General features: G+C 53.4%; 11 protein-coding genes and 1 pseudogene. 10 read left to right on the forward strand and 2 right to left on the reverse strand.

Annotated features, from left to right (window positions below; translation table 11 throughout):
• Nucleotide 1: 1 nt before the first annotated feature.
• The 10 genes and pseudogenes from rpsA to HX793_RS14945 all read left to right on the forward strand — a co-directional run bounded on the left by rpsA (nucleotide 2) and on the right by HX793_RS14945 (nucleotide 11,181).
• A complete protein-coding gene (rpsA, locus tag HX793_RS14900) occupies nucleotides 2-1,687 on the forward strand; it encodes a 30S ribosomal protein S1 (RefSeq protein ID WP_016975322.1) in 1,686 nt (561 codons plus the stop codon).
• Between the two features lie 163 nt (nucleotides 1,688-1,850).
• Nucleotides 1,851-2,135 (forward strand): hypothetical protein, encoded by a 285-nt coding sequence (locus tag HX793_RS14905; protein WP_016975323.1) that lies wholly within the window; start codon nucleotides 1,851-1,853, stop codon nucleotides 2,133-2,135.
• A gap of 132 nt (nucleotides 2,136-2,267) precedes the next feature.
• Nucleotides 2,268-2,564, forward strand: coding sequence for an integration host factor subunit beta (ihfB, locus tag HX793_RS14910; protein WP_003218804.1), 297 nt, complete (start codon nucleotides 2,268-2,270; stop codon nucleotides 2,562-2,564).
• Nucleotides 2,565-2,583: 19 nt separating this feature from the next.
• Complete coding sequence (locus HX793_RS14915) at nucleotides 2,584-2,814, forward strand: lipopolysaccharide assembly protein LapA domain-containing protein (RefSeq protein WP_016975324.1); 231 nt, start codon at nucleotides 2,584-2,586, stop codon at nucleotides 2,812-2,814.
• A 511-nt stretch (nucleotides 2,815-3,325) separates the two neighbouring features.
• The gene (locus HX793_RS14920; protein ID WP_016975325.1) at nucleotides 3,326-4,360 is read left to right on the forward strand and encodes a polysaccharide biosynthesis protein; all 1,035 of its coding nucleotides are present in this window, start codon (nucleotides 3,326-3,328) and stop codon (nucleotides 4,358-4,360) included.
• Nucleotides 4,361-4,363: 3 nt separating this feature from the next.
• Nucleotides 4,364-5,482 (forward strand): UDP-2-acetamido-2,6-beta-L-arabino-hexul-4-ose reductase, encoded by a 1,119-nt coding sequence (gene wbjC / locus HX793_RS14925; protein WP_016975326.1) that lies wholly within the window; start codon nucleotides 4,364-4,366, stop codon nucleotides 5,480-5,482.
• A 68-nt stretch (nucleotides 5,483-5,550) separates the two neighbouring features.
• The gene (gene wecB / locus HX793_RS14930) at nucleotides 5,551-6,681 is read left to right on the forward strand and encodes a non-hydrolyzing UDP-N-acetylglucosamine 2-epimerase (RefSeq protein WP_016975327.1); all 1,131 of its coding nucleotides are present in this window, start codon (nucleotides 5,551-5,553) and stop codon (nucleotides 6,679-6,681) included.
• Complete coding sequence (locus tag HX793_RS14935; RefSeq protein ID WP_016975328.1) at nucleotides 6,682-7,947, forward strand: glycosyltransferase family 4 protein; 1,266 nt, start codon at nucleotides 6,682-6,684, stop codon at nucleotides 7,945-7,947.
• A 129-nt stretch (nucleotides 7,948-8,076) separates the two neighbouring features.
• Complete coding sequence (locus HX793_RS14940) at nucleotides 8,077-9,090, forward strand: MraY family glycosyltransferase (RefSeq protein ID WP_177095916.1); 1,014 nt, start codon at nucleotides 8,077-8,079, stop codon at nucleotides 9,088-9,090.
• Nucleotides 9,091-9,185: 95 nt separating this feature from the next.
• A pseudogene (locus tag HX793_RS14945) lies at nucleotides 9,186-11,181 on the forward strand (polysaccharide biosynthesis protein).
• A gap of 67 nt (nucleotides 11,182-11,248) precedes the next feature.
• Here the strand turns inward: HX793_RS14945 and HX793_RS14950 are convergent.
• Nucleotides 11,249-12,466 carry a glycosyltransferase family protein gene (locus HX793_RS14950; protein ID WP_177051236.1) on the reverse strand — a complete coding sequence of 406 codons (1,218 nt, stop codon included), beginning with the start codon at nucleotides 12,464-12,466 and terminating at the stop codon, nucleotides 11,249-11,251.
• On the reverse strand, nucleotides 12,459-13,256 hold the full coding sequence (locus tag HX793_RS14955; RefSeq protein ID WP_016975333.1) for a glycosyltransferase: 798 nt from the start codon (nucleotides 13,254-13,256) through the stop codon (nucleotides 12,459-12,461). The genes HX793_RS14950 and HX793_RS14955 overlap by 8 nt, the downstream gene beginning before the upstream one ends.
• Between the last annotated feature and the right edge of the window lie 41 nt (nucleotides 13,257-13,297).

A 13,297-nucleotide genomic window follows, 5' to 3' on the forward strand; every position in this document is an offset into this window, starting at 1 on the left:
AATGAGCGAAAGCTTTGCGGAACTCTTTGAAGAAAGCCTAAAAACCCTGAACCTTCAGGCAGGCTCCATCATCACCGGTGTTATCGTTGATATCGATTACCAAGCTCGCTGGGTAACCGTTCACGCTGGTCTGAAGTCTGAAGCTCTGATCCCGCTGGAACAGTTCTACAACGATGCTGGCGACCTGACTATCAATGTCGGTGACGAAGTTCACGTTGCTCTGGACTCGGTTGAAGACGGTTTCGGTGAAACCAAGCTGTCCCGTGAAAAAGCCAAGCGCGCTGAATGCTGGATTGTTCTCGAAGCAGCCTTCGCAGCTGAAGAAGTGGTCAAGGGCGTTATCAACGGTAAGGTTAAAGGCGGCTTCACTGTCGACGTTAACGGCATCCGTGCGTTCCTGCCAGGTTCTTTGGTCGACGTTCGTCCTGTGCGCGACACCACGCACCTGGAAGGCAAAGAACTCGAATTCAAGGTCATCAAACTCGACCAGAAGCGCAACAACGTTGTCGTTTCCCGTCGCAGCGTCCTGGAAGCAGAGAACTCCGCCGAGCGTGAAGCTCTGCTGGAATCCCTGCAGGAAGGCCAACAAGTCAAAGGTATCGTCAAAAACCTCACCGACTACGGCGCATTCGTCGACCTGGGTGGCGTGGATGGCCTGCTGCACATTACCGACATGGCTTGGAAGCGTATCAAGCATCCTTCCGAAATCGTCAACGTTGGCGACGAGATCGATGTCAAGGTTCTGAAATACGATCGCGAGCGCAACCGTGTTTCCCTGGGCCTGAAGCAACTGGGTGAAGATCCATGGGTTGCTATCAAAGCCCGTTACCCAGAAAGCACTCGCGTAACCGCGCGTGTTACCAACCTGACCGACTACGGCTGCTTCGCTGAGCTGGAAGAAGGCGTTGAAGGCCTGGTACACGTTTCCGAAATGGACTGGACCAACAAAAACATCCACCCTTCGAAAGTCGTACAAGTCGGCGACGAAGTGGAAGTTATGGTTCTGGACATCGACGAAGAGCGTCGTCGTATCTCCCTGGGCATCAAGCAGTGCAAATCTAACCCATGGGAAGATTTCTCTGGCCAGTTCAACAAGGGCGATAAAATCTCCGGCACCATCAAGTCGATCACCGATTTCGGTATCTTCATTGGTCTGGACGGCGGCATCGACGGCCTGGTTCACCTGTCCGACATCTCCTGGAACGAAGTGGGCGAAGAAGCTGTTCGTCGTTTCAAGAAGGGCGACGAGCTGGACACCGTTATCCTGTCGGTTGACCCAGAGCGCGAGCGTATCTCCCTGGGTATCAAGCAACTGGAAAGCGATCCGTTCTCCGAGTACGTTCAAGAGAACGACAAAGGCGCAATCGTTAAAGGCACTGTGAAAGAAGTTGACGCCAAAGGCGCCATCATCGTTCTGGCCGACGATATCGAAGCGACTCTGAAAGCCTCCGAAATCAGCCGTGACCGCGTTGAAGATGCGCGCAACGTTCTGAAAGAAGGCCAGGAAGTAGAAGCCAAGATCATCAGCGTTGATCGCAAGAGCCGCGTAATCCAACTCTCCATCAAGTCGAAAGACGAAGTTGAAGAGAAAGAAGCTATCCAGAGCCTGAAATCTGCTCCGGAAGCTGCACAAGGCGAGACCACTATGGCCTCCCTGCTGCGCGAAGCAATGGCTAAGCAGAACTAAGTTCTGTAAAGCTGTAGAAAAAGGGCGACTTCGGTCGCCCTTTTTTGTGCCTGAAATTCGTTGAATCAACAACCTAGAACCAAGGCGTTCAGCTCAGTGTCAGAACTGGCTATAGTCTTAAGAAAAAAGCGGTTCCCGTGTTGTAGCTTCAGTAAGGATTTAAATGAACAGGCTTATCGTAATACTTGCATTGGTAATGCTTGCAGGCTGCTCCACCACCAGCGCCAAGACCCATGCCAAGCGCGGCGTCAGTGGCATCGAGATCGACTGCTCAGGGCTTGGCAACAACTGGCAGAAGTGCGAGAAGCGCGCCACTCGGGAGTGCAAAATGCAAGGCTACAAGGTCATCACCAGGTCCAGTGATGCCCAGGATGAAGAGGGTGACTCTCTCTTTGGCTGGAACCCCGCCGGTGCAGTGACGCGGACGATGCTGGTGATCTGCAATTGAACGAATAGCACCTTCGATACGAGGGTTTATTCAACTAGCAGATAAGTTTATGCATGGGCTGTTCAAATTCATCAAGTCATGCTAAAACCTTCGGAGCGCTTTTCCTAGCTGCTTGAAAAAGAAGGGAAAAATATGACGAAGTCGGAGTTGATCGAACGAATTGTCACCCATCAAGGGCTGCTCTCATCCAAGGATGTCGAGTTGGCTATCAAGACCATGCTTGAGCAAATGTCCCAATGCCTGGCGACCGGGGATCGCATTGAGATCCGTGGGTTTGGGAGCTTTTCCCTTCACTATCGCGCGCCGCGTGTGGGCCGTAATCCGAAAACCGGCCAGTCCGTCAGTCTTGACGGCAAGTTCGTACCTCACTTCAAGCCGGGTAAGGAATTGCGTGATCGTGTGAACGAAGACGAGGAAGAAGGCGTCTGATCGACTTCAGGAGAATGTTATGTCTAGACTTGCGCGCTTTGCATCGATTGTATCTGTTTTGTTCTTCGCGCTCGTTGTCGTTTTTTTTGTGCTCGAGAATCAGCAAGGTGCGACACTGTCGTTTTTCGGCTGGTCCACGGTTGAGTTACCTGTTTCAGTTTTCACCTTACTGGCGTTACTCGTGGGAATGATTGTTGGGCCTGCACTAGGTATGGTGCTTGGCCGTAAGAGAATACGTCAGAAGGCCTGATCGATATGTGCTTGGGGGTTGCCGTAGTCTTATGCTTGAACCATGCGGCATTTTATCCTCTCGGCAAGCGAAGCCTGACATAAGGGCGAGCTAGTCCTCCTATTTTAAGGTGGGGCTTTTTACCGCTCTGACGAAGTCGTTAAGCGTTTATCTGTATGAAATCTTCCGTCATGTCACATCAATAACCAGTCAGCGTTAATCTCCCTAGGGTGTCCAGTCTTGTGCACATCCTCTCATTGCCGTTTGGGCATGTCCTCACGCATCCGTGTTCGCTTTTGACTTTAAGGATGCAGGCCTTAAAATAGCCAACAATTTCCATGCCCTTCATCTTTAACTGCACCACACCAAGCTTATTTTTCGGGCTGTTTGCTAACGAGCTTCGACGTTTTCCTTGAACCTCTTCACCGTTGAGCATTCCGGGGCGGCAGGTTGGCTTTGTTGGTCTGCAGGCATTGAGGTGAGTGGTCGACTAGAAGCTTGTCGTGATGTGCGCGTTGCTTTAGGACTTACTATGTTCAGCGGAAAAACGCTTCTAATCACCGGTGGCACCGGTTCATTCGGCAACGCCGTCCTCAAGCGTTTCCTCGACAGTGGTATCGCAGAAATCCGCATCTTCAGTCGCGACGAGAAGAAGCAGGATGACATGCGCAAGCGTTATGCCGACACCAAGCTGAAGTTTTACATAGGTGATGTGCGCGACTACCAGAGCGTTCTCAATGCCACGCGCGGCGTGGATTACATTTTTCACGCTGCTGCTCTGAAGCAGGTGCCTTCCTGCGAGTTTCATCCCATGGAGGCGGTCAAGACCAACGTTATTGGCACTGAGAATGTCCTGGAAGCCGCTATCCAGAATTCGGTCAAGCGAGTGGTTTGCCTAAGCACCGACAAGGCTGTCTACCCGATCAATGCCATGGGTATCTCCAAGGCAATGATGGAAAAAGTCATGGTTGCCAAATCCCGTAACGTGGATGATGCCAAGACGGTTATCTGCGGTACTCGCTACGGTAACGTCATGGCTTCACGAGGTTCTGTGATTCCTCTGTTCATCGAACAGATTCGTGCAGGTCAGGCATTGACGTTGACTGATCCGAGCATGACGCGCTTCATGATGACGCTGTCGGACGCCGTGGACTTGGTGTTGTATGCTTTCGAGCATGGCTGCAATGGTGATCTGTTTGTTCAGAAGGCACCAGCGGCGACGGTTGAAACCCTGGCCAAGGCTTTGACCGCAATGGTCGGTAAGCCTGAGCATCCTATCCAGGTCATCGGTACTCGTCATGGCGAAAAGCTGTTTGAAGCGCTGCTGAGCCGTGAAGAAATGGCTTGCGCTGAAGACAGGGGCGATTACTACCGCATTCCGCCCGACCTACGTGACTTGAACTACTCAAAATTTGTAGAGCAGGGCGAAGAAAAAATCTCTCGCACGGAAGACTACAACTCTCATAACACTGAGCGGTTGGATGTGGCCGGCATGCAACGGCTGCTGCTCAAACTCGAGTTCATGAAGGCAATCCAGCGTGGCGAACTCGCTACGCCGGAGGAGTGAGTGATGAAGGTACTGATCACCGGCGCCAACGGGTTCGTCGGTAAGAACCTGATAGCGCATTTAAGTGAGCGCAGTGATATCGACGTGGTTGCCTTTACCCGTGATAACAACATCGCACAATTGCCCGCGCTGGTTGCCGAGGTTGATTTTGTCTTCCACCTTGCGGGGGTCAATCGTCCGCAATCGTCCGAGGAGTTCAAGGTTGGCAACACTGACTTGACCCTGGCTCTGTGCGACGCAATCAAGATGAGTGGCAAGCCCACTCCCGTGGTTTACACCTCCTCGATCCAGGCAGATCTTGATAATCCCTACGGTATCAGCAAGCGGGCTGCTGAACATGCATTGCACGATCTACAGGCGAGCCACGGTTCCAGGGTTCATGTTCTGCGCCTGCCCAACGTGTTTGGAAAGTGGGCACGGCCTGATTACAACTCGGCCGTGGCGACTTTCTGCCACAACATCACCCGAGGCCTGCCGATCCAGGTCAATGATCGGCACGCGATGGTCAGCCTGGTTTACATCGACGATGTGGTCGATTGTTTCACCCGGATAATGGACTCGGGCTCGCCTCATGATTCAGTTGCTCAGGTGGCCCCGGTTTACAGCATTTCTGTGGGGGAGTTGGCTGATCAGCTGCATGCGTTTCGCGACAGTCGCGACACGCTGATCAGCGAGACCGTTGGCACGGGCCTGGTGCGAGCACTTTACTCCACCTACGTCAGTTACCTGCCGGTCGAGCAATTTACCTACGACGTTCCGAAGTACGGTGATCCTCGTGGTGTTTTTGTTGAAATGCTGAAGACCCGGGACAGTGGGCAGTTTTCCTATTTTACCGCCCACCCTGGCGTGACACGGGGCGGTCATTATCACCACTCCAAGACCGAGAAATTCCTGGTAATCAAAGGCAAGGCCTGCTTTCGCTTTCGCCATATAGTATCTGGGGAGTTTTATGAGCTGCTTACTGAGGGTGAGCAACCGCGGATAGTGGAAACGGTGCCTGGCTGGACTCACGACATTACCAATGTCGGGGAGGAAGAGATGATCGTCATGCTCTGGGCCAATGAGATCTTTGATCGTGAGCGCCCGGACACCTTTGCAATGCCGGTGGGTACTCAAGCCTGAGCATGGGCGCATCAGGCAATGCATGGGGCGGACGGCTCCGATGCCAATGATTCTGGAAGAGTGTTGAAATGAAAAAAATGAAAGTTGTCACCGTTGTGGGGACGCGCCCTGAAATCATTCGCCTGTCGCGGGTGATGGCCAAGCTTGACGAACACTGTGAACACATTCTGGTGCATACCGGGCAGAACTACGATTACGAATTGAACGAGATTTTTTTCCAGGATCTTGGCATTCGCAAGCCTGACCATTTTCTCAACGCTGCCGGCGCAAGTGGTGCGCAAACGATCGGCAACGTGATCATTGCGGTGGACCAGGTGCTGGAGGAAGTGAAGCCCGAAGCCCTCCTGATCCTCGGTGACACCAACAGCTGCATGGCTGTGATTCCGGCCAAGCGCCGCAGGATCCCGACATTTCACATGGAAGCCGGCAATCGCTGTTTTGACATGCGCGTGCCTGAAGAAATCAATCGCCGCATCGTTGATCACACCGCTGACATCAACCTGACCTACAGCAGCATTGCACGTGATTACCTGTTGAGCGAAGGGCTGCCGCCGGACAGGGTGATCAAGACGGGCAGTCCTATGTTTGAAGTGCTCAATTACTACCGCGATGGCATCGAAGCCTCGGATGTACTGGAGCGGCTCGGCCTGGAGGCCGGCAAGTTTTTCGTCGTGAGTGCGCATCGCGAAGAGAATATCGATTCCGACAAGAACTTCCTCAAGTTGGTCGAAGTGTTGAACACCGTCGCTGCCCATTACGACTTGCCGGTGATCGTGACCACTCACCCTCGTACGCAAAAGCGCGTCGATGCCATGGGTGTGAAGTTCCACAAGAATGTGCAATTGCTCAAGCCGCTGGGGTTCAAGGATTACAACAAGTTGCAACTGACAGCCAAAACGGTGTTGTCGGACAGCGGCACCATCAACGAAGAGTCATCGATTCTCAATTTCCCCGCGCTGAATCTGCGAGAAGCCCATGAGCGGCCGGAAGGGATGGAGGAGGCGGCTGTCATGATGGTCGGCCTGGAGGTCGAGCGTGCCATGCAAGGCTTGCAGCTTCTGGAAAGTCAGGCATCGGGGCAGGAACGGACGCTACGGCTTGTCGCCGATTACAGCATGCCCAATGTCGCTGAAAAGGTCGTGCGGATTATCCATAGCTACCGTGACTACGTCATGCGCACCGTATGGAAGCAATATTGATTGGACAGGCTCTCCCAGGAAAAGCCACTCAAGATATTGGTGGTGACCCAGTACTTCTGGCCCGAAAACATGCGCATCAACAACATGGTCGAAGGCTTTGTCGCCAAAGGCCATGAGGTGACAGTGCTCACCGGCTTGCCCAATTATCCGGAAGGGCAGGTCTTTGCTGATTTTCGGCGTGATCCCACGCAGTTCTCCAGTTATCGGGGGGCTCGCGTCATCCGAGTGCCGATGCTGGCGCGAGGCAAGGGCAACTTCACGCTGGCCATGAATTACCTCTCGTTTTTCAGTAGCGCCTCTATCGTTGGCAGTTACAAACTGCGCGGTCAGTCGTTCGATTCGATCTTTGTATATGGTGTGTCGCCAATCATGGGGGCAATCCCAGCCCTGGTGCTGGGTCGCTTGAAAAAGGCCCCGGTGTTCATCTGGGTACTGGACCTGTGGCCGGAAAGTCTCAGGGCGGTGGGGGTTATCGAAAGCCCTCGGCTGCTTAGACTGGTTGGCAAGGTGGTGTCCTGGATCTACAACCGTACCGATTACTTGCTGTTGCAGTCACGTTCGTTCGATGAGAACGTCAAGCAATACTGCACGCGTGCGATGGGCGCAGATCGGTTGGTGTATTTCCCCAGCTGGGCCGAGGATGATTTTTCGGGGGAGGTGCAAGCGCCTTCTGAGCTGCTGCAGCGCGACGATACGGTGTTTACGATCCTCTTTGCCGGCAACATTGGTGACGCGCAGGATTTTCCAGCGATCATGGCGGCAGTCAAGGCGGTCAAGGCGGACCTGCCTGTGCGCTGGGTGATTGTGGGTGACGGCCGGGCCAGTCAATGGCTGGCCAAGCATGTGGCAGAAAACCGAATGGACAACGTCCTGCTGCTCGGACGGCATCCTTTGGAGAAAATGCCAGCGCTGTTCGCTGTGGCGGACGCTTTACTGGTTTCGTTAAGGACGAATGACGTTTTCGAGAAAACCATCCCGGGTAAGGTCCAGGCTTACCTGGCATCGGGAAAACCCGTGATCGCCATGATTGACGGTGAAGCGGCCAACGTCGTGACCGGGTCGGGTGCAGGCATGGTCTGTGCTTCAGGCGATGCTCAGGGGCTGGCAAGTATCGTGCGTACCATGGGCGCGTTGCCCAAGTCCGAGCTCGAGAACATGGGCCTGTTGGGCAGACATTACTACCTTGAGCATTTTGCCAAGGAGACGTTGTTCGACCGTCTTGAGTCGCTTTTCAGGAAGGCTACCCTGAGGCGCAACGAAAAATGATCGGAAATCCATGCTCACCCACACCGTTCAAGGCATCGCAGCCACTGCGATGCGGTGTGCCAGTCAGTGTCGTCCAGCAATGAGTGCTGGACCCTTTTACCCGCATCTGTTTCAGGAACTGTTTCCTACATGACCATTTGGTTAGTGTTTGCCGCGGTGCTCTCAGCATCGCTTCTATTGACTTGGGTCCTACGCCGTTATGCCTTGTCGCGTAGTTTGATGGACATTCCCAATGGCCGCAGTTCGCACTCTGTACCGACGCCACGAGGTGGTGGTGTCGCAATCGTGCTGACGTATCTGGTGACATTGGTGCTGGTGGCGTTTGCTGGTTGGGTCAGTTGGAGTATCGCGTTGCCGTTGTTGGGCGCTGGGGCGTTGATCGCGGTCGTGGGCTTTCTGGACGATCATGGTCATATCGCCGCACGCTGGCGTCTATTGTCCCACTTTGGCGCAGCCATCTGGGCGTTGTTCTGGATGGGTGGGCTACCCACTATCAGTCTTGTCGGCGTTGAGTTGGACCTTGGCTGGCTGGGTCACGTACTGGCAGCCTTGTATCTGGTCTGGATGCTGAATTTGTATAACTTCATGGACGGCATTGACGGCATTGCCAGCATCGAGGCCGTCTGCGCCTGTGCAGGCGCGTGCCTGGTGTATTGGCTGACGGGTCATGAAGACCTCATGCTCGCACCGATGCTGTTGGCGGTCGCGGTGCTTGGGTTTTTATACTGGAACTTCCCTCCTGCCCGCATTTTCATGGGCGATGCGGGGAGTGGCTTCCTTGGGGTGGTGATCGGCATCCTGTCGCTCCATGCGGCGTGGGCGGCACCCGAGATGCTTTGGGTCTGGTTGATTTTGCTGGGTGTATTCGTTGTTGATGCGACCTTCACTTTGGGGCGACGCCTGTTACGTGGGGACAAGGTCTATGAAGCGCATCGCAGTCATGCCTATCAGTATGCATCGCGCCTGGCAGGCCGTCATTTGCCGGTTACGCTAACGGTGATGGCGATTAATTTGTTGTGGTTGTTGCCGATCGCGCTCTTTGTCGGCCTGGGGTTTGACGGCGTTCTGGGGCTGCTGGTGGCTTATGTTCCGCTGGTGTTGCTGGCTATCAGGTTTCATGCGGGTGAGCTTGAAAAAGCGTGATAATTGATTGGCGCTGGGGCTTGAATGGTCTGCTGCACACTCACATGACTGACGTTTTTTGCTGGTAGTACTAGGGACTGGGGTATAAAGGGTTTATGGAAAGTTTACGTGCCCGATTGGTGGGCTTGCCGCGCAGGCAAAAACGTTTCTTGCAAGTGGCGACCGACATCGTTCTGGTATGGGCGGCGTTGTGGTTGGCATTTGTCGTGCGCTTGGGGTTTGACGACCTCAACAACCCCTTCGTAGTCCATTTGTGGTTGTTTCTCAGCGCGCCGGTTATTGCCATCCCGCTTTTTATCCACTTTGGCATGTACCGGGCGGTGATGCGTTATTTCGGCAATGATGCGCTGATTGCAATCATCAAGGCCGTTAGCCTCTCCGCGTTGTTACTGGCTCTGGTGGTGTACTTGTACAGCAATCATCAGACCGTGGTGCCACGTTCAATCGTATTCAATTATTGGTGGCTGAGCATGGTCATCATTGGCGGCTTGCGCTTGGCAATGCGCCAATATTTTCAGGGCGACTGGTTTACCGCCGCTCAGCATGTGCCTTTCACCAGTCGTGATGATGGCCTTATCAAGGTGGCTATCTACGGGGCCGGGGCGGCGGGTAACCAATTGGTTGCGGCCTTGCGCATGGGCCGGGTAATGCGTCCGGTGGCGTTTATCGATGACGACAGCGGCATCTCGGATCGCATCATATCAGGGCTGCAGGTCTACAAGCCCAAGCGTATCCAGCAGATGATCGATGAGACCGGTGCTGAAGAGCTGCTGCTGGCAATTCCGTCATCCACACGATCTCGCCGCAGAGAAATACTGGGTTATCTGGAAGGATACCCGTTGCATGTGCGCAGTGTTCCCGGGTTCATGGACCTGGCCAGTGGTCGAGTCAAAGTCGATGATATCCAGGAGGTAGACATTGCCGACCTGCTGGGTAGAGATCCCGTACCCGCGCAGCCTGAGTTGCTGGAGCGATGCATCAAGCACCGTGTAGTGTTGGTTTCCGGTGCTGGCGGTTCGATTGGATCGGAACTTTGCCGCCAGATCCTCACGTTGGAGCCCACCAGCCTATTGCTGTTCGACCACAGTGAGTACAACCTTTACTGCATCCTGTCCGAACTTGAGCAGCGTGTTCAATCAGAATCATTGAATGTAACGCTGCTGCCGATCCTCGGTTCGGTACGGCATCAAGGCAAACTGTTGGAGGTTATGAATACCTGGTCAGTCGATACGGTCTACCATGCAGCAGCCTACAAGCATGTACCCATGGTGGAGCACAATATTGCCGAAGGTATTCTTAATAACGTGATTGGCACTCTTAATACCGCTCAGGCTGCACTGCAGGCTGGTGTCGAGAACTTCGTGCTTATTTCTACCGACAAGGCCGTGCGGCCAACCAATGTGATGGGTAGCACCAAGCGGCTGGCGGAGCTTGTGTTGCAAGCCTTGAGCAAGGAGTTGGCGCCGAGATTGTTTGGCGATGCGTCAAACATTTCACGGGTCAACAAAACCCGTTTTACCATGGTTCGTTTTGGTAACGTGCTGGGCTCGTCAGGTTCGGTTATTCCGTTGTTCCATAAGCAAATCCAGGCGGGTGGGCCGCTGACGGTGACCCATCCGAAGATAACTCGCTATTTCATGACGATACCTGAGGCTGCGCAGTTGGTTATCCAGGCGGGTTCGATGGGGCAGGGGGGGGGATGTCTTCGTGCTCGATATGGGCGAGCCGGTGAAAATTGTAGAGCTTGCCGAAAAGATGATTCACTTATCAGGCCTGAGTATCCGCTCCGAGAAAAACCCGCACGGAGATATCCTGATCAATTTCAGTGGGCTGCGTCCCGGTGAAAAGCTGTATGAAGAGTTGCTGATTGGCGACAACGTCGCTGCCACAAATCATCCGATGATCATGCGCGCCAATGAGGAGCTTTTGGACTGGGAGCTGCTCAAGGGGCGATTGCAAGGCTTGTTGGCAGCTGTTGAAGAGGGGGACTTCTCGCTCGTCAGGCAGCTTTTGAAAGACACCGTCAGTGGCTACAACCCAGAAGGTGAGATCGTTGACTGGGTGCATATCCAGCGACACCGCGAAGTCTGATCAGCGCATTACCGCTCTGATGGACCTGTTTGCAGGTTCATCAGAGCTCGCAATAGAGAGGCTTGTATTAGAGCTTCCAGAGCTTTTTGTTTAGCCTGAAACTCGAGAGGTAGACGAACAGTCTCGATATGTTCATGAACCGGTTAGGGCCTACAACGTAAAGAATCCCCTTTAGCAATGAGTTGATGATCTGGAGCTTTCCAGAGTGAGTTTGCGCATCACCAAACCCTGCCGGTTTGTATTGACCCCCCGCCTCGAACAAGTAGTTCTTCCTGGCAAAAGTATAGACGGGGCCGGCGGCGTCGAAAGGGTCATGGCCAACGGGTAGTTCATCCAGCACGCTGGCGTAGGCCCTTCTCAGCGTAGGCGATATGTATTTTCCATCGCTCATGTAATCAAATGCATAGGCTGCGCTGGAAGGGAAAGATGAAAAGTTGGAGAGTCGTTCTTTGTAATAGAAGCTGACTTCCTGAAGGTCCTCACGTTTTTTCTCTCTTCCCGCAAATGCACGCTTGCTCAACAGTGCCGGGTTCTTCTCATCAAACGAACTGAAATGGAAGAAAACCAGCGGGCACTCCCCGTTTACCGTATAGCCACCCTGGCCGTCAGGCGAGAGGGTTCGCTCATGGCTATTCCAAAAAGCTACGTTGTAGCCAAGATTGAACGATACGTGCAGGGTCGGGAAGAAGCAGGGAGCAATACTGACCCATTTCTGATCAGTCGAAAGTCCGAATTGCGTTTCGAAATAGCAGTGTTCCAGGCAGCGCTCATTCCACCACTGGAGAAACCGTATGCCTTCCGAGGTATTGGAAACTGCGTAGAAGCCCAGGTTGAAGGAGCCAAAGCGCAGCATCCCGATATCACCTTCAACATGAGGCGTGACGTAGTGAGGCGTTAGAATGATGTCGCGCGTGTCTAGCTCGCCCCATAAACCATCGAGGCGGCTGAATACGCAGGTATCCGGGTCCAGGAACACCACCTTTTCGTGCTGCTCAAGAAGCTTTAAGGTGATCCAGGGCTTAAGGCTGGTACTGAACTCGACGATGTCATATTTGAAGGCGTAATGCCGGACGTCAGTCAGTCCGATCTCTTCAACCCAATAGAACTCTGCCAGGTCGGTCGGCAGGTCCATCTCGACCTTGCGATCAAAAATATAGATCTTCAGTTTCGGCTGATCGAATTTAACCAATGACTCGGCCAGTACCAGCGCCTTGGATAAGTAAGCCAGATTGCACACGGTAAAAATGGCTGAGCGCCCGCCGGACATGCCTTTTTCATCAGTCACGTTTAAAAATTCCTAATGTATTGATTACCCTGACGAGGATCTGAGAGGCGCAATAGAGGGTCAGTGATCTTGTTATTCTGAGCGCGAAGCCAACCTGGCGGCTCTTGAGCGCAGAAAAAATAAGTTTGAGATTCGACGAAACGGTGTCTTTTATTCTGGATCCTGAATAGGCCCGCATTGAATAAGTGCGGCCCGCGATGCGATAGCGACTGTCGGCCTGCTCCGTGACATGATCGAAACCCGGTGTGGCACCGCAGACACCAATGCGATAGTTCTTGTTTAACGAATCGAGGCAGAATTTATAATCCACACTGTCAACGAAGTAGCTGCAGTCCATCCAGTCAAGGGCTTTGAGTTTGTCCAGGAAGTAAAGACTGCCACTGTTGATCAGTAACGGCACATCCCGTACTCGGGCACTTCCACCGGCTTTGAAGGCGATTGCACTGAACGCGTTGTAGGCGTCGATGTTGTCGGCAAAATTGCTTTCTATATAAGACAATGTTTCGCTGCTGAACCCTGTGTCCTGATCAAAAAACAGAAGCGCTGAATGACCGTGTTGATAGGCATTGGCACACACGGTTGAAATGCCGATGCCCAGCCCCAGGTTTTTGCCACAGGTAAAATAGTGGATGCGTGGGTTGGGTTCAGCGAGTTCTCGCACGTTGGTAACGTCAGGTGAGTTGTCGAATACGTAGACTTCAAATCCATTCGAGGAAGTCAATTCGAGCCTGCGCAACAACTCCGCGCCTGCGTGATAGACAACGATACCTACTGCAATCTTACGTGTCATGCCATACCTTTGATGTGTGGAACCGCCTGTTCTGGGGCCAC

The organism is Pseudomonas reactans (assembly GCF_013387025.1).
Classification (GTDB): domain Bacteria; phylum Pseudomonadota; class Gammaproteobacteria; order Pseudomonadales; family Pseudomonadaceae; genus Aquipseudomonas; species Aquipseudomonas reactans.